Origin of the sequence: Pseudomonas sp. MF6394 (assembly GCF_002018845.1) — a bacterium.
GTDB lineage: Bacteria > Pseudomonadota > Gammaproteobacteria > Pseudomonadales > Pseudomonadaceae > Aquipseudomonas > Aquipseudomonas lactis.
Genome location: NZ_MVOJ01000043.1, coordinates 15,983 through 33,300, shown reverse-complemented (window position 1 = coordinate 33,300; position 17,318 = coordinate 15,983). Strand labels below are relative to the sequence as shown.

Annotated in this window: 14 protein-coding genes; 7 read left to right on the top strand and 7 right to left on the bottom strand. The window is 54.7% G+C overall.

Annotated elements, in window-relative coordinates; all coding sequences use genetic code 11:
• Positions 1-79: 79 nt before the first annotated feature.
• From MF6394_RS29920 to MF6394_RS29910, 3 genes are all read right to left on the bottom strand, one after another.
• Entirely contained in the window at positions 80-886 is an 807-nt protein-coding gene (locus MF6394_RS29920) for a hypothetical protein (RefSeq protein WP_070413561.1), read from the bottom strand.
• Complete coding sequence (locus MF6394_RS29915; protein ID WP_070413562.1) at positions 883-2,187, bottom strand: AAA family ATPase; 1,305 nt, start codon at positions 2,185-2,187, stop codon at positions 883-885. Before MF6394_RS29915 ends, MF6394_RS29920 begins: the two co-directional genes overlap by 4 nt.
• Before the next feature lie 107 nt (positions 2,188-2,294).
• Positions 2,295-2,900, bottom strand: a complete 606-nt coding sequence (locus tag MF6394_RS29910) for a helix-turn-helix domain-containing protein (RefSeq protein ID WP_054895793.1) — start codon at positions 2,898-2,900, stop codon at positions 2,295-2,297.
• A gap of 275 nt (positions 2,901-3,175) precedes the next feature.
• Here MF6394_RS29910 and glnT point away from each other — a divergent pair, with 275 nt between their 5' ends.
• The 5 genes from glnT to MF6394_RS29885 all read left to right on the top strand — a co-directional run bounded on the left by glnT (position 3,176) and on the right by MF6394_RS29885 (position 9,076).
• A complete protein-coding gene (glnT, locus tag MF6394_RS29905; RefSeq protein WP_078468117.1) occupies positions 3,176-4,510 on the top strand; it encodes a type III glutamate--ammonia ligase in 1,335 nt (444 codons plus the stop codon).
• Between the two features lie 73 nt (positions 4,511-4,583).
• Complete coding sequence (locus MF6394_RS29900; protein WP_054895791.1) at positions 4,584-5,489, top strand: class II glutamine amidotransferase; 906 nt, start codon at positions 4,584-4,586, stop codon at positions 5,487-5,489.
• A gap of 11 nt (positions 5,490-5,500) precedes the next feature.
• Positions 5,501-6,184: a protein glxC gene (locus MF6394_RS29895; RefSeq protein ID WP_054895790.1), complete on the top strand. Its 684-nt coding sequence runs from the start codon at positions 5,501-5,503 to the stop codon at positions 6,182-6,184.
• A 15-nt stretch (positions 6,185-6,199) separates the two neighbouring features.
• Positions 6,200-7,534 (top strand): FMN-binding glutamate synthase family protein, encoded by a 1,335-nt coding sequence (locus MF6394_RS29890; RefSeq protein ID WP_054895789.1) that lies wholly within the window; start codon positions 6,200-6,202, stop codon positions 7,532-7,534.
• 204 nt (positions 7,535-7,738) lie between these two features.
• Entirely contained in the window at positions 7,739-9,076 is a 1,338-nt protein-coding gene (locus tag MF6394_RS29885) for an ammonium transporter (RefSeq protein WP_054895788.1), read from the top strand.
• A 117-nt stretch (positions 9,077-9,193) separates the two neighbouring features.
• Here the strand turns inward: MF6394_RS29885 and MF6394_RS29880 are convergent, their stop codons facing one another.
• The gene (locus MF6394_RS29880; protein ID WP_099421682.1) at positions 9,194-10,144 is read right to left on the bottom strand and encodes a sugar kinase; all 951 of its coding nucleotides are present in this window, start codon (positions 10,142-10,144) and stop codon (positions 9,194-9,196) included.
• A gap of 687 nt (positions 10,145-10,831) precedes the next feature.
• On the opposite strand from MF6394_RS29880, the gene MF6394_RS29875 reads away from it, so the two are divergent.
• Together MF6394_RS29875 and MF6394_RS29870 are read left to right on the top strand one after the other, a co-directional pair.
• The gene (locus tag MF6394_RS29875; protein WP_070413564.1) at positions 10,832-11,698 is read left to right on the top strand and encodes a fumarylacetoacetate hydrolase family protein; all 867 of its coding nucleotides are present in this window, start codon (positions 10,832-10,834) and stop codon (positions 11,696-11,698) included.
• A 129-nt stretch (positions 11,699-11,827) separates the two neighbouring features.
• Positions 11,828-12,118, top strand: coding sequence for a chorismate mutase (locus tag MF6394_RS29870; RefSeq protein WP_054895786.1), 291 nt, complete (start codon positions 11,828-11,830; stop codon positions 12,116-12,118).
• A 76-nt stretch (positions 12,119-12,194) separates the two neighbouring features.
• Here the strand turns inward: MF6394_RS29870 and MF6394_RS29865 are convergent, their stop codons facing one another.
• From MF6394_RS29865 to MF6394_RS29855, 3 genes are read right to left on the bottom strand one after another with little or no spacing between them, the layout of a single operon-like run.
• A complete protein-coding gene (locus MF6394_RS29865; RefSeq protein WP_070413565.1) occupies positions 12,195-13,175 on the bottom strand; it encodes a WD40/YVTN/BNR-like repeat-containing protein in 981 nt (326 codons plus the stop codon).
• A gap of 17 nt (positions 13,176-13,192) precedes the next feature.
• Positions 13,193-15,592: an efflux RND transporter permease subunit gene (locus MF6394_RS29860; RefSeq protein WP_070413566.1), complete on the bottom strand. Its 2,400-nt coding sequence runs from the start codon at positions 15,590-15,592 to the stop codon at positions 13,193-13,195.
• Positions 15,593-15,600: 8 nt separating this feature from the next.
• A complete protein-coding gene (locus tag MF6394_RS29855; RefSeq protein ID WP_070413567.1) occupies positions 15,601-17,313 on the bottom strand; it encodes a DUF1302 domain-containing protein in 1,713 nt (570 codons plus the stop codon).
• Between the last annotated feature and the right edge of the window lie 5 nt (positions 17,314-17,318).

Sequence of the window (17,318 nt, the reverse complement as noted above, 5' to 3'; positions counted from 1 at the left end):
GAAACTTTTTTAACTGGTGGGAAAATTTTTAAGGTCGTGGGTCACACGACCAGAGGCAGATTGCCAAGCTAGATCAAAATCACCAGGTCAAAGCTTCTGGCGCTTGAATGAACAACTGGTTGATCTCAGGACGTGCCGCATGCGACCTTTTCATCTCGGCCCATACTGCTGGATTTGCCATTGACCTCAAACCGGCAATCAGTCTGAGCAATTCAGCGTCTTCGGCGCCACCGTTGCGTTTATGGATGTACTCAAAAAGCCGTGCTCGGTATGAGCCGAACGCTACACGTCGGGCCTCAATGAGAACATCACGATTGTTCAGCGCCAAAATCTTGCATGTATAGATGGCCCTTCTCTCCGAAATGGTTCCTGGATCAGCCAACGCGACAAAATTGAACGTGTCGACAATATCCAGCCATAAGAAGTCTTGAGGGTTTTCCAATCGCGGGTTGATCAGCGCGTGTGTTCCGCCCATAGGAGGGGTGACTGGAGCACCCTTAGGTCGATTGACTGGCTGTAGCTCGCCGGTGGCTGTTACGACTGCGTACTGGCTGCCTTTTGGGCTGTTGCACGGCCCGCAGGCATATAGATAGTTCTGCCAGTCAAACACCCGTTCAGGGTAAAGGTCTTTAGGCGCGATATGCTCGACTTCGTCCGCCATCGAATCTTCGCAATAGCAGCAGCGGCGGGTGTTCGTGCACATCCTCGACAGTGCAGCTCGCACTTCTTTGAAAACCATGTTGGTTTTTTTGTTACGTGTGGAAAACTCGGATTTGGCCTTGGCAACTCGCTCCGCATACGAGGCTTGACTGTCGACAACCCTCTGGTAGTCGGCCAAGCCAGAGAGCATTTCCTGCGGAACATCCGTGTAAGGGAGCTGAATCATTCCACCTCCAGTCCCGACCGTTCGGCCACCGATGCCGCAGTGGGCATCGTTGCACGCAACGCGGCTATTCTCATGGACTCGTTTTCGCTCAATTCACCAAATGCTTGCTTGCGATTAAGCTGCGCCAACTCCAGCAACTGGGAGCGCGAGGTTTCGGAGCGGCTCACATCGACTCCAAAAAAGGAAGTGTCGTAAGCCTCAAGAATGTTGCCGAAGATCAAACGATTGAGTGTATCGCCTTGGATTTTCCCACCCGATTCATCAGTGCCTGGTGTCGGTAGGCGCCATACGGAGCCGTGTTCGGCGGCTTGACAGATGATAGGGCTGTGAGTGGTAACGATGAATTGCAGCCTAGGAAACACGCTCAAGAACCAGGGTGCTATACGTTTTTGCCAGGATGGGTGCAGGTGCGCGTCGACCTCATCTATGACTACGATACCTGGTAGGCTTATGGCGCCGGTCTGAATTTCCTGTGCTACAGCCGCCTGGCCGTAACTGATGGTCAATTGGCGAATCAGCTCAAAGGTGAGGCTGAGAATTGAGCGATAGCCATCGCTGAGGAAATCAACACTGACCTCGTTGCCGTTCCCATCGACAAAGATTATTTCCTCAGAACTGATTCTGCTGATTCGTGACCCGTGGGGTAAAAGTTCACCGTTGTTGATGAAGGCAATCAAACTGTCCAGGAACTGCGAGTCATCTCTGCTTTCGAGTTGTTTGATGTGCAGCGATTTAAGCCATTCCAAGCATTCAGTCAACGCGATGTCCTCACCAAAGGCGGTAAGGTGCGGTGCCAGGCGAGGGTTGGTGTAGAACATGCGCTCGTAATCACGATTGCCGCCGGTGAAGCGGCGAAATGGTCCGAAGGATGCGGAAAACCACCCACTGCTTCGGCCCCATAGGGTGCGTTCGAGCCCTTTCGACTTGTGCTTCCCCTCCACTAGAATTGCTCCGGTACTCAGGGCCTCATCGTTGGATTCGATCATGATCTGGCAGACCAGCTTCTTAACCGGGGCACGGCCCTGACCTGTGATCGAGTCAACTTCAGGGTTCCATGTTAGATGAGCAGTCACAATGGCTTGCTCGCTGCCTACACTCAACCAAGTGCTCCAGTCCTGACGCAATGCTCGGGCCTCAGTGGGGCCTGCCAGCGCGAGCGCCAACGATTTAACAAAGCTTGACTTACCAGCGCCGTTATCACCGAGGATAACGTGCCAACCCCAAGGTTTTTCTTCGGGTACTTGGAACACGAAGTTTTTGTGAGAGCGAATGCCGGAAATTTCGAGTTTTGTTAGGTACATGGTGCAATCCGGTTCAAGGCTAGGGGGGCATTTTGCGTCACGCTGAGAGGATGGTCCATCACCAGCCGGTACAAAACTATTCAATATCCCTATGTCGAGGCCCTTACTTACTCTCCCTGTGCGCCGTAATTCATGATCGACAATAAGCGTATTGGCACTTGCACCAGCTCTTCCGGCCCATGGGGGATGTCGCCGTCGAAGGTCAGGCTGTCGCCCGCTTCCATGTGGTACAGCTGATTGCCGTGGCGATACACCAGTTCGCCTTCCAGCAAGTGCAGAAACTCGGTGCCGGGGTGGGAGAAGGTCGGGAATTCTTCGCTGGCGTCGTCCATGGTCACCATGTAGGCCTCGAAACTCTTCTTCGGCCCGCGGGTGTGGTTGAGCAGGTGATAGGTGTGGCCTTTCTCGGTGCCGCGTCGCACCACTTCCAGCCCTTCGTCATGCTTGACCAAAAGGGCGCTGCTGCCTTGCTGGTCGTACTGACTGAACAGCTTGGACATGGGCATGCCGAGCACGTCGCACAGGCGGCTCAGGTTCTCCAGGCTGGTGGAGACCTGGGCGTTCTCGATCTTGCTCAACATGCCCTGGCTGATTCCTGCGATGCGCGCAACATCGGACAGTTTCAACTCCTGCGCTTGCCGCTGGCGCTTGATTTGAATACCCAGATATTGCTCAAGCTTCAACTTCGGTTGTTGTTCTACTGGCGTATTCATCGGCTGCGCACGGTTTCCGTTCAATAATTTTAAATTCGCACCAGGAATGTGCGATTTGATTTCTGGATGCTCTGTCTGCGACAGCATATTCCCCTAGTGAAAACGAGTTTCCCATATATAGAGGGCAAATTCCCCTTCATCAGCCTTTCTTTGTATGCATTGGCAAGTTGGCAAGAGGTTTGCATTCCTGATGAGAAAGATAGTTTCCTGATTGGAATAAAAGCCATCAGTCAACAAAACTCTCATGCGTAGTTTTTCACCAGGAGTGAATGAACATGTTGCCACCCGAAACACAGCGGCTGATCGAGGAGCACGGCATCAAGTACGTGCTGGCCCAGTTTGTCGATATCCATGGTTCGTCCAAGACCAAATCGGTGCCGATCTCGGGCCTGCAAATGGTCGCTGAAGACGGCGCAGGTTTTGCTGGTTTCGCCATTTGTGGCATGGGCATGGAGCCCCACGGGCCGGACTTTATGGCCAAGGGCGATCTGTCGTCACTGACCCCAGTGCCATGGCAGAAGGGATATGGCCGGGTAGTGTGCATCGGTCACGTCGAAGGCAAGCCATGGCCGTACGACAGTCGTTACGTGCTGCAAAAGCAGGTGGAGCGTCTGAGCGACCGTGGCTGGATCCTCAACACCGGCCTTGAACCTGAATTCAGCCTGTTCAAGCGCGACGCCGCGGGTGCCCTGCAACTGGTCGACGCTAGCGATTCGCTGGACAAACCTTGCTACGACTACAAAGGCCTGTCGCGCTCCCGTGAATTCCTCGAACGCCTGACCGAAGCGCTGCAGCCAGTGGGTTTCGACATCTACCAAATCGACCACGAAGACGCCAACGGCCAATTCGAGATCAATTACACCTACAGCGATGCCATGGAGTCGGCGGACCGCTTCACCTTCTTCCGCATGGCCGCCGGTGAAATCGCCAATGACATGGGCATGATCTGCTCGTTCATGCCTAAGCCCGACCCGAAGCGCGCCGGTAATGGCATGCACTTCCACCTGTCCATCGCCAGCGCCACCAACAAGAACCTCTTCCACGACGCCAGCGACCCGAGTGGCATGGGCCTGTCGAAGATGGCCTACCACTTCGCTGCCGGTTTGCTAGCCCATGGCCCGGCGTTGTGTGCGTTCGCCGCGCCGACGGTCAACTCCTACAAACGCCTGGTGGTCGGCAACTCGTTGTCCGGCGCGACTTGGGCACCAGCCTTTATCGCCTTTGGCTCCAACAACCGTTCGGCCATGGTCCGCGTGCCTTACGGCCGCCTCGAATTCCGCCTGCCGGATGCCGGTTGCAATCCGTATCTGGTCAGCGCCGCGATCATCGCCGCCGGCCTGGACGGCATCGATCGTCAGCTGGAAATCGATCAGGTCTGCAACGAGAACCTCTACAAACTGAGCCTCGAAGAAATCGCCGCACGCGGCATCAAGACCCTGCCGCAGTCGCTCAAAGAAGCCTGCGATGCACTGGAAGCCGACCCGCTGTTTGCCGAAGTGATGGGCAACGAAATCGTCGGTGAATTCATCAAGCTCAAGCGCATGGAGTGGGTGGAATACAGCCGGCATGTGAGTGATTGGGAAGTGAAGCGCTACACAGAGTTTTTCTAATCCCCTCGTTTTAACAAACCCGTTTCTGACGCTTGCCAATGGGTTGGGCGTCATCTGCCCAGGAGTTATGAATATGTGTGGAATCGTAGGTCTTTATCTCAAGAATCCGGCGCTGGAATCCCAGCTCGGCAAGCTCTTCGAGCCGATGCTCGAAGCCATGACCGATCGCGGTCCGGACAGCGCAGGTTTTGCCATTTATGGCGATGAAGTGGGCGATGGCTGGGTCAAGCTGACCTTGCAGGCGACCACTGAACACTACGATTTCAAGGCGCTCATCGCAGCGCTTGAAGGCAAGCTCAGTGCTTCGCTGGACTGGTTCCAGAACGCCAGCGCCATCGTCCTGAAGATCAAGGCTGAAGAAGCCTCAGTACGTGCCGCGCTGGGTGAACTGGCGCCGACCGTGCGCATCATGAGCGCTGGCAAGAGCATAGAAATCCTTAAGGGCATGGGCCTGCCGAAAGAAATTTCCGAGCGCTTCGGTCTGGGCAGCATGAAAGGCAGCCACATCATCGGTCACACCCGCATGGCCACGGAAAGCGCCGTGACCATGGAAGGCAGCCATCCGTTTTCCACCGGTGCGGACCTGTGTCTGGTGCACAACGGCTCGCTCTCCAATCACTTCCGTCTGCGTCAGGAATTGCGCCGCGAAGGGATCAATTTCGACACCGAGAACGACACCGAAGTCGCCGCCGGTTACCTGGCCTGGCGTCTGCAACAGGGCGATTCGCTGAAGACCGCACTGGACAGTTCGCTGGAAGCGCTGGATGGCTTCTTCACCTTCGCGATCGGCACGCGCAACGGTTTTGCGGTGATCCGCGACCCGATTGCCTGCAAGCCGGCGATCCTCGCCGAGACCGACGATTACGTTGCCATGGCCTCGGAATATCAGGCGCTGTCGAGCCTGCCGGGCATCGAGAAGGCCAAAGTCTGGGAACCCGTTCCCGCCACCATGTACATCTGGGAACGCGAGTCGGCCTAAGGAACGCACATATGAAAACTATCGATCTTTCTACCTCCACCGTGCGTGAGCTGAATCAGGCGCTACATGATCAAGTCAACAACGTGCAGGACCGTGAGTGGGTCGTGACCCATTCCAACGGTGCGCACAACCTGGCGGTCGGCGTTAACGAAGCGGTGTCCATCGATATTCAGGGGCACGCCGGCTACTACTGCGCCGGAATGAATCAGAAAGCCTCAGTCACCGTGCATGGCAACGTCGGCGTGGGTTGTGCCGAAAACATGATGTCGGGCTATGTACGCGTCAAAGGCAGCGCTTCGCAAGCGGCAGGCGCCACGGCCCACGGCGGTCTGCTGGTGATTGAAGGCGATGCCGGCGCCCGTTGCGGGATTTCCATGAAGGGCATCGACATCGTGGTCGGCGGAAGCATCGGCCACATGAGCTGCTTCATGGGGCAGGCCGGTCGCCTGGTGGTCTGCGGCGATGCGGGCGATGCGCTGGGCGACTCGCTGTACGAGACCCGCATCTACGTCAAAGGCAACGTCGAGTCGCTGGGCTCGGACTGCATCGCGAAAGAGATGCGCGCCGAGCACATCGAAGAGCTGCAAGAGCTGCTCAATCGCGCCGGATTCAACGAGAAGGCTTCGGATTTCAAGCGCTATGGCTCGGCCCGTCAGCTGTACAACTTCAAAGTCGATAACGCCTCCGCGTACTGATTCAGGAGCAAGAACATGAGCGAGTCCAATACTCCAAAAGCCCCACCCGTCCTGCGCGAGTCGGCCACTTTCGATCGCCTGACAATCCAGGAAATCCAGCGTGCCGCGGAAACCGGCATCTATGACATTCGCGGCGGCGGCACCAAGCGTAAGCTGCCGCATTTCGACGATCTGCTGCTGCTCGGCGCCAGCGTTTCGCGCTATCCGCTGGAAGGCTATCGCGAGAAATGCGGCACCGATGTGATCCTCGGCAACCGCTTCGCCAAGAAGCCGATTCACTTGAAGATTCCGGTGACCATCGCGGGCATGAGCTTCGGCGCGCTGTCTGCCAACGCCAAGGAAGCCCTGGGCCGTGGCGCAACCATCGCGGGCACCAGCACCACCACCGGCGACGGCGGCATGACCCCGGAAGAGCGCGGTCAGTCGCAGCATCTGGTCTATCAGTACCTGCCGTCCCGCTACGGCATGAATCCGGACGATCTGCGCAAAGCCGATGCCATCGAGATCGTGCTGGGACAGGGTGCCAAACCCGGTGGCGGCGGCATGCTGCTGGGCATGAAAGTGACTGAACGTGTGGCTGGCATGCGCACTCTGCCGATTGGCGTCGATCAGCGCTCGGCCTGTCGTCACCCGGACTGGACCGGCCCGGACGATCTGGCGATCAAGATTGCCGAGATCCGCGAAATCACCGATTGGGAAAAACCGATCTACGTGAAGATCGGCGCGAGCCGCCCCTACTACGACGTCAAGCTGGCCGTGAAAGCCGGGGCTGATGTCATCGTGCTCGACGGCATGCAGGGCGGTACGGCGGCGACTCAGGAAGTGTTCATCGAGCACGTTGGCATTCCGATTCTGCCGGCCATTCCGCAAGCAGTTCAGGCGCTGCAGGAGATGGGTATGCACCGCAAGGTGCAGTTGATTGTCTCGGGTGGCATTCGCAACGGTGCCGACGTGGCCAAAGCAATAGCATTGGGCGCTGATGCCGTGGCCATTGGTACGGCTGCGTTGATCGCCCTGGGCGACAACCATCCGCGTTTGGACGAAGAGCTGAAGAAGATCGGTTCTGCGGCGGGTTTCTATGACGACTGGCAGAACGGTCGAGACCCGGCCGGTATCACCACCCAGGATCCGGAGCTGTCCAAGCGTCTTGATCCGGTCGAGGGCGGTCGCCGATTGGCCAACTATTTGCGTGTACTGGTGCTGGAAGCGCAAACCATGGCCCGCGCCTGTGGCAAATCGCACCTGCACAACCTCGATCCCGAGGATCTGGTGGCACTGACCGTTGAGTCGGCGGCCATGGCTCGGGTGCCACTGGCAGGGACTTCGTGGATTCCGGGGCAGGGGTACTAAAAGGCGCTACGGCCCTGTAGGAGCGCGCTTGAACACGATAGTGTCGTGTCAGACAACGCATTTTTTGCAGACATACAGCCATCGCGGGCAAGCGCGCTCCTACATGGATCACGCTCATCAAATTAAAAGAGGCCAACCAGGCCCGACGCTTCATCACATCGCTTTCTGCCAGGCACTTTTCCATTCATTGCAGGAGCTTCGAAAATGGTTAACCATCTTTCCGGCAAATCCCTTCTTCTCTCTGCCTTTACATCCGGGGCGCTCGGCGCTTTCGTTCCTCTGGCTCAGGCGGCCGACGCCCCGACGCTCAACACTGGCAGCACCGCGTGGATGATCACCGCGGCGGTGCTGGTACTGTTCATGTGCCTGCCGGGGCTAGCACTGTTTTACGGCGGTCTGGTACGGGCCAAGAACATGCTTTCGCTGTTCACCCAGTGCTTCGGCGTGGCCGGACTAGTCGGCGTGTTGTGGGTGATCTACGGCTACAGCATGGTGGTCGACACCACTAACATGGTCGAAGGTCAGGTCAGCTTCAACAGCTTCGTCGGCGGCTTGAGTCGCGCGTTTCTGGCCGGGATGACGCCTGAAAGCCTGGTGGGGGATATCCCCGAAGGCGTGTTCGTGACCTTCCAGATGACCTTCGCCATCATCACCCCAGCGCTGATCGCTGGTGCGTTCGCCGAGCGCATGAAGTTCTCGGCGGCGCTGCTGTTCATGGCCGTGTGGTTCACCCTGGTTTACGCGCCGGTAGCGCATATGGTCTGGGGCGGAGCGGGTGCGCTGATGCACAACTGGGGCGTGCTGGATTTCGCTGGCGGCACCGCGGTGCACATCAACGCAGGCGTTGCGGCGCTGGCAGCGTGCCTGATGCTGGGCAAGCGCAAGGGCTACGCAAACGCGCCGATGCCCGCTCATAACCTGAGCCTGACCATGGTCGGTGCGGCGATGCTCTGGGTCGGTTGGTTCGGTTTCAACATAGGTTCGGGCGGCGGGCTGAATGGTCTGTCCGGGATCGTCATGCTCAACACCCAACTGGGCGCGTGTGCCGGGATTCTAGGCTGGATGTTCACCGAGTGGTTCAAGGTCGGCAAACCCAGCGCGTTGGGTCTGGCCAGTGGTGCGCTGGCAGGTCTGGTCGGCATCACTCCGGCGTGTGCGTACGTTGGAGTCGGCGGCGCCTTGGCTATTGGCTTGCTGTGCGGCGTGTTCTGTTACCTCAGCGTGACCGTGCTGAAGAAACGCTTCGGTTACGACGACAGCCTCGACGTGTTCGGCCTGCATGGCATCGGCGGCATGATTGGCGCGGTGCTAACCGGCGTGTTCTGCCTGCCGTCGCTGGGTGGTCTGGTGGAAGGTGTGACGTTGGGTGGTCAGGTAGTGGCACAGATAAAAGGGGTGCTGTTCACCACGGTGTACTGTTTCGCAGTCAGCTGGATCATCCTAAAAGTGATCAAGGCGCTGATTGGTTTGCGGGCAGATGAGCATGTTGAGGAAATGGGGCTGGATTTGGCTGAGCATAACGAAAGCGCTTATAACCATTAACTTCTGCCCTCGCCGGGTGATCGTCAACTATAAAGGGACGCACCCGGTTTCATAGGGCTCTATGTAGAAAAAACGCTTGAAGTCGAACAATGAAAATTGGAAAGCTTAAGATGTATTTCATATTGCGAAATTAGCCATCAGCTCTGTCGAAATCAAGGCTCCGGGATGCTGTATCACCAGGCTAGCAAGTCGGTGACCATTGACCGCAGATAATCCAGGACTTCTACCAAGGATGCGCGACGCCAGATAAGCTGCTCCGAACGAGTCTCCGGCTGCGGTTGTGTCAATCACTTGATCGACCCGCTGACTATCAATCTCAGCTCGTTCCCCTTCGCAATCTAATAGGCAACTGTTTGAACCTCTCTTAACTATGATTTCCTCGATATCAAACTCGGCGTAAGCTGAAAGTAGCTGTTCAGTGGTAGAGTAGCCAAACAATGCCTGGTCATCCTCTTCGCTCACTAACGCCACATCAGTAATCGGCAATATATTTCGGTACGCTATTCGTGCTTCTGTGACACTGCACCATAGGCGAGGTCGATAATTATTGTCAAAAGCGATCCGCGTGCCTCCTTCATGTGCTCGACGCAACGCAGGTAACAAGCGACCTCGACCGTGTTCGCCTAAAATTGCCAAAGTAATGCCACTGATATAAAGCAGGTCGTACTGTGTCAAGGTTTCGAGAATCTCTTTCGACTGCAGAGTGGCGAAACAATCGCGAACAGCAGCTTCAGTGCGCCAGTATAAGAATCGGCGTTCCCCTGCGGCATCGTTCTGAATGCAATAAAGTCCGGGTAAACGGCCAGGAAGGCGCTGCACCCCTGTCAATCCGATACCTTCTTTAGCCCACGCACGGCACATCGAATCACTGAAGCTGTCATTACCTAATGCCGTAAAATAGTCAATTTTTGCACGGTCTCCTAATAATCTAACCATGTAAATCGCAGTGTTTAACGTATCGCCACCAAATCCATGATGCAGAGTATCGTCACTGTTTTGGCGCAGCTCTATCATGCACTCACCGATTGCGGCGATGCGCGAGTTCTGTGTTCTCATCAATTCGCCCATCTCAAAACCTCCGGTTTATCTCGGTAGCAAGACCGCGGCCATCCTTAGTTCTCTTTGGTTCACTTTCCGAATCACCCGTTCAAATTTGCTGCCGAAATAATCACTACGTGTGTCGTAAGAATTAGGCACATTCGACTGGCCTCGATCTCTATGTATCCGCCTGGAGTGGACCTCTTCGTTCTGTCCGCTTGTTTAGGCGACGTCTGACGAGGCGGCTGGTCTCCTTCACCGGAACGCGCAAATTAACCTAGCAATTGTTACATTATAACTACGGAGGCTGTGTCTTGAATGTGAAGGCTCTGGAGGATTGGCCTTCGTGCTTTGCCGGTTTTTTGCCATTTATGGATGCATCGTTATATTGTAACATTTGGTGTGAGATGGTCGGGTCATTGGCTTGTCGCGCAGCATTGGTCTCGCCGCTGAGAAGTGCAGGGGAGAGGGCAGGATGGCGGGAGACGAGGGTGCAGATTTACTATTTTGGATCGAGGATGCCGTGCGATTTCAGCGGGCATGCGATAACCAGACACGGCTAGCCGCATAGACCACAGTGCGTCACGGAAACGCATTTTTAATGCCATACCTGAGGACCATGCAATTTTAACGTTATTTAACAAGGGCTATGCACGCGATCCCGATGGATCGTTGACATTGCTGTCGATCCAATTTGGTGCTTCGAGAGGACCTACAATGAAGTTGCTCCGTTATGGTAAACCGGGTAGCGAGAGGCCAGGAATATTGGACTCTTCAGGGACTTTGCGCGACATCGGAGCCTTCATTGACGATATTGCTGGTGCGCACCTCTCCGAGATCGGCCTCCGAAGGCTACGTGAAATAGACACGTCTTTTCTTCCTCTGGTTGAGGGGAACGTACGTTACGGGCCTCCTGTTGGGCAGGTCGGCAAGTTTATTTGTGTAGGGCTTAATTACGCCGATCATGCTGCCGATTCGGGAGTTGCAGTGCCAGAGATGCCAATATTATTTATGAAGGCCACTACCGCCATCTGCGGGGCCTACGACGCTGTGATCATACCGAAGGGGGCGAGTAAGTGTGATTGGGAAGTAGAGCTGGGTGTTGTGATTGGCGATGTTGCACGCGACGTAGCTCCTGAATATGCGCTACGTCATGTAGCAGGCTACGTTGTGATCAACGATGTATCCGAGCGTGATTTTCAATTCGAACACGGTGGTCAGTGGGTAAAAGGGAAGAGCTGCGACACCTTTGGCCCTATCGGACCGTGGTTGGTGACCAAAGATGAAGTACCGGACCCGCAGAACCTATCCATGTGGTTGGAGGTGAATGGTCATCGCTACCAGAGCGGGAACACGCGTACGATGGTATTTGGTGTTGCAGAGCTTGTCAGTCATATCAGTCGTTATATGACCCTGATGCCAGGAGATGTGATTAGCACCGGCACGCCACCGGGAGTCGGCTTGGGACAAAAACCTCCGGTTTACTTGAAAGCCGGTGATGTGATGGAGTTAGGGATCCAGGGTTTGGGCCTTCAGCGCCAGTACGTTGTGGCACATCCGGGAAGTGAAGAATATAGATGCTGACTTGGCAACATGCGTTGCTTACCTCTTAGGGACAGGCAGTGCAACGTCACCCAAATGCGAACTTCAAGGACGGGGTTATAAACGAAGGCTGACACTTGTGTGGCGGCTCTAGTCTACGAGGCAACCCGTATGAGTAACGACCAGTTGAGTATTTTGAGGGCGGAAATTGATACATTGGATGAGGAACTCATCAGGACACTTGCGCTAAGATTCATCGCTACGGGCAAGATTGGCGTTATAAAGGCCACCCGGTGCCTGGAGGCGGTAGATCCTTCTCGCGAAGCTGAGCAAATGAGGAGGTATTCCCTCCTGGCTTTACGTCACGGTGTCTCCATAGAAGTGATCCAAAAGGTGTTCAGAGCCATTATTGATGAGGTCGTGGTGAATCACCAGGCCATTAGTGAAAGTAAGGTCAAGTAGGCTAGGGTGTGCTTGTCCTTAAGTAAGCACACGCATCATTGCTGTATAGTACTCCAAACATTCTACGTGCTTAACACTATTCAACCTGATGGACGATTCCGTGGCGGGAAAAGAGCAGCCATTTGCCATCTTCTGTAGCAAGAGCCGCAGTTAGTGATTCTCTATTCGGGGCTGCAATGTCTGTAAACGTGTGGCCACCGTCAAGGCTCTTCATCTGCAGTCCATCCAGCCCAACGGCAATTACTTCTCGACCGCTTACGTCGATAGAGGTAATCGAGCTTTTCCTGCCAATCGGTACTCGCACCCAAGTCTTTCCATCGTCCTCACTGCGAAGCATTGTCCCACGCTGCCCGCCGACTAAAAGCGTACCGTCGACTAACTGCCTCCCGCACCACAGAGAACCCTCGTAGCCCGTATCCAAGTAGTCCCAACTGCGCCCAGCGTCGGTTGAGTGAAGCAACCGGCCCCTTTCGCTGGTTGCGTATACGCCACCTTTAATATCAGGAAACAAGCTCAGCAAGTTCAGGTCAGACAGTGACTTGTCCATAGGGTTGGGCTTTTGTTCGGTCCAGGTCTTTCCACCATCCTGAGTGGTCAAAACGAGTGACCACAGGCCCACAGCGAGCCCCTGTTTAATATCAAAGAAGTGGACTGCGAACAGCGGCCGATCTTCCGTCAGCGCGAGCCGTTGGATCTGCCATTGCTCACCACCGTCGACCGTTGCCAGAATCGCGCCCCAATGCCCCACAACCCAACCATGCTTGTCGTCAGTGAAGCTCACGCCAGTCAGCGTTGAACTGACCGGCACCGATTGGGCTTGCTGAAAGGACGCTCCGTGATTGTCGGATAACAAAATCGTGCCATTGTCGCCAACACTCACAGCTCTCTGGCCAGCCCAGGTGGCGGCCAGCATCGCTGCTTGAGTCGCTATGGGGGATATCGTTGCTGGCGTAGGCTCGAGAGGGCCAACAATATCCGCAAATGAAGATGCTGAAACCATGATCACGACCGTGCCAATCGCCAAAACACGCGCCTGTCGCTTAAATAACGTTTTCATACTATCTGCTCCAGAGGTCAGTGTGCCAACAGCCCGGGGACGCGGACGGGGCGGCGACGCGGGAAAAGTCGTTCAAGCCAAACCGCGAAAGCAGGCAAAACAGTGATCGCCATCACCATGTTCACGATGAACATAAACGCGAGCAATTTACCCATGTCCGCTTGGAACTTGAGTTCCGAAAATGACCAGGTCGCGACGCCTACTGCCAGCGTAATGGCGGTAAAAATGGTGGCAGTTCCTACCTCTAAGATTGACTGTTCCAAAGCTTGGACGACACCTACACCATTGGCCATGTGAAGCTGCAGCCGGTTATATATGTAGAACGCGTAGTCGACACCGATACCGACGGCGAGCACCATCACAGGGAGCGTTGCTACGGTCAGACCTATCTGCAGTTCCTTCATAAACCAATAACCAATGAAGGTTCCGATTGTGAGCGGAAGGCAGCACGCGAGAACTGCGCGAAAATCACGATAGGCGAAAAACACCAGCAAAATGATCGTCGCATACACGTAAAGCATCATAGGCAGCTCGCTGTGCTCGATCTCTTCGTTGACAGCCGCCAAGATGCCCGCGTTGCCCGATGCCAATCGAATGGTGACACCTGCCAGCTTGTCTTTATCGCGAAATTTTTTCGCCGCCTCGATTACGCGGCTGATGGTCGTTGCTTTGTGGTCCGTGAGATAGATGTGCACCGCAGTCATGCTGCAATCCTTACGCATGATGCCGGGAACTCGAGCAATTTCTACCCCCATTGAGGAGTAGTTAGCCGAGTCGATCGGCACTACAGACATCTTAGGGTTTCCTTCGTTATAGCCTTCATTGTACTGGCGTAAGAGCGAAGAAAAGGACAGGACCGACATGACGCCTTCTACAGACTGCATAGCCCACACAAATCGGTCTTGGTAGACGCCAATCTGGACGTCTTCACATGACATGGGAGGCGCCTCAAACACAACCGTTAACCAGTCCAATCCGACGTCATAACTTGAAGCGATTGACACCGCATCCTTGTTGAATCGTGCCTCCGGTCGAAGTTCAGGGGCGCCTGCTTGCAGCGTTCCTATTACGCGATCTCGACTCTGCCAAACCGCCGTTGCAAACACTGTTAAAGCAATGAACAAGACTGCAGCAGCATTTCGAGGTTTTGCAATGCGTGCCAAAACCCGCAACCAGCGCGCGCGCTGAGTCGCCTTCAATTCCGCACCTTGCGCGTAGCTATGGCTCACCTTCAACAGGGATGCTGACAAGGGCAGCATAATCAAATTGGTGATTATCTTGTATGCAACGCCAAGCGAGGCCGTGATGGCGAGCTCTCGGACCATCGGGATAGGCATCAAAATCAAGGTTATAAACGAGACAAATGCCGTGACCAAAGCGAGTGTCCCAGGCACTAAGAGTCCACTGAAACTCGATCTGGCAGCCGCGTCCATTGACTTGCCACTTGCCAGTTCACGAACGATGAAGTTGATCTGTTGGATACCATGTGAAACGCCAATCGCGAACACCAGGAAGGGGACGAGGACACCGAGCGGATCAAGCCCGAAGCCAAGCAAGCGCAGAGTGCCAAACTGCCAAACGAGCGATACGAGAGAGCAGGCCAGCGGTAGCAACGTTAAGCGGACTGAACGACAGTACCAGTAGACAGCCAGAGCAGTGAGTAACAAAGCAATGATACAAAACTCGAGGACGGAGGAGGCGCCTTCTGCGATGTCACCAATCTGTTTGGCGAAGCCGATGATCTGAATCTCGAACTGATCGTCTTCGAACTTAGATCGAAGCTGTGCCTCCAATTCTCGGTCGAAATCGACATAATCAATATGCTCACCCTTAGCATCGACCTCGTTCAGGTCGGCAGTCACCATCGCGCTGGTTTGATCACGAGCCACTAGGTTGCCAATAAAGCCGCCTTGGACTGCAGATGCGGTAATGGAGGCGATGGATTCGGCGTCCAGGCTATCCGGGGTCACAGTGCCCGGAATAATCGGGTCAGCTCTGAACCCGTCCTCCGTGATCTCCGTGACGAAAGAGTTTGGTGTCCACAGGGATTGAACGCTACTGGCCGCCACGTGTGGTAAAAACTTGAGTGTTTGGGTAACGTCATAAACGCGCTTCAATCCATTTTGCGTCCAAATGGCACCATTCCTAGCCCTGACGACCACGGTCAGTCGGTTCGCCCCCAAGAGCTCTCCGCGGTACTGGTTGAACGTTGCAACATACTCATGACCCATTGGAAGTTGCTTCTCGAATCCAGCATCCATTCGTAGCTGAACGGCAAAAAACGCCATTAACGTCGTGAATAAAATCAGCACTCCCAGCACCAGCTGCTTGTGACCGAAAAGTATGTTCTCGAGCTTTTTCAATATCCGAACTAGCAAGTCCGGCTGCGCGGATTCGGCCTCGGGTAATGCCTTCATATAGCGCCTCAGAAATTACGGGATACGTTGATGCCAACGAAGTCACGGTCGCGGAGTGGATTGGTGAGCGGATCAGATGGCCCGAGGAACTTTGTATAATTCATACCGACCTGCCAGTCCGCCGGATTCTGTATGAAGTTGACATACATATTCACCGAAGTGACTCCTTCCATGAATTGTTCGCTAATGTTAGGCGTATAGCCAAACATCCCCCTGCGAACATAAACCCCTGGGTTAACTTGCCATCCACCAATTAGCGAGCCATCGTAGATCCAGTTAAAATCGACATCCAACCCACCCGAGTACTTTGTACCTTTGGAATCACCTGGGCTATTTAGAGCGCCGGTTACTGCCAGGTCGTTTGACTGATTGCCCCAGAGCCAACCACCGGCGGCAATTGGCGATCCTTGATAACTGTCGTGCAGCCCAGGATAAGCGATTACCACGGTCTCTGTTGTCAGTGTGGCGGTATCGGCGCCAAGTAACTTCAGAAGCCCGCCAGAATTTGAGGGTTGAAGCGTAAACAGCGATGTTAAGTGCCATTGGAATTTTTTCTCGTCCACCCAGCATTTGCCCTCCTGCGAAACACAACCGCTAGAAGCATTTAGAGAAACCGCATCTTTGGGGCGATAGGATAACTCGGTTCCGATCGCCCAATCGCCCAATGGAAAGTTTGCACTAACACCGAACATGTGACGGTCTTCCGGATACATGTAAACCGTGGTGCCACTCGCATCGAGTGATATTTGCGGAAGTTTATCGTGGTAAGTGATGGCATAAACTCCTAAGCTGAGAGCTGCGCCATCGGGTTGGTACCGTAAGGACAATCCATATTGCCCACTATCGCGTGCAGACTCAGTTCGGACACCGTATGCACCGCTTCCTGGTCCTACCGTGGAGGTTGACCAATAACTACCCACAGGAGGCAAGTAGCTCTCGTTCCAATGCCCTTGGATATAGACTTCGGCGTTAAATCCATTACCTAGCCCGGAAGCGACACTGAGAATTGGCGCAGGCAATACGAACTCTTTGATTTGCGCGCCAGGTTGCGAAGCCCGGTTAACATCGATACCGTTTGTGGCATTGATACCGCCGACTTCGAAAATACTTTCACCCCAGCTTATGACTTGGTTGCCGACTCGAACTCTGGCTTGTTGATCACCGATGTCAAACGTCTTACTTATCCATAGATCAAGCAACCGAGACTGAAAAGCCAGTTTTTCTCGCGCGTGTGACGCCAGGCCGTCCCTGATATCCGGTGGGGCCGCGGCGAAGGCATCTTGCCCGCTGGTGTCGCCTGTAGTATCTGTCGCCGATACATCACGCAACCACGTTCCTCGGGCCATGAAAGACAATCCTTCGGCAGGCATCTTGAGTAGCAGTTCGTGGCTGCCTTTCAAGTATGTGGTAAATGCATCACCTTTGTCATAGTTGATGTCACCTTGATCGCTTAAGCCACTAAGTTGCCCCATATGGCCATTTCCGGTCTTTGCCCCGGTGGCCGAGTTGTAAGTAGGCGCTACAAGACTTTTACTGGCCGAGTCAGTGCGAATGCCTGAGCCTGCGGATATTGTAGAATCTAGGCTGCCGCGAATCGTGTCGGCATCGTTAGAGAAGTTGAAAGCGCTTGCATTGCTGCTGCCAACCACCAGCAAGGCTGTAGCTGCAGCTTTAACAGAAAACACATACACTTCATCGTAGTGGATCGAAAAATTCTTCATGATAT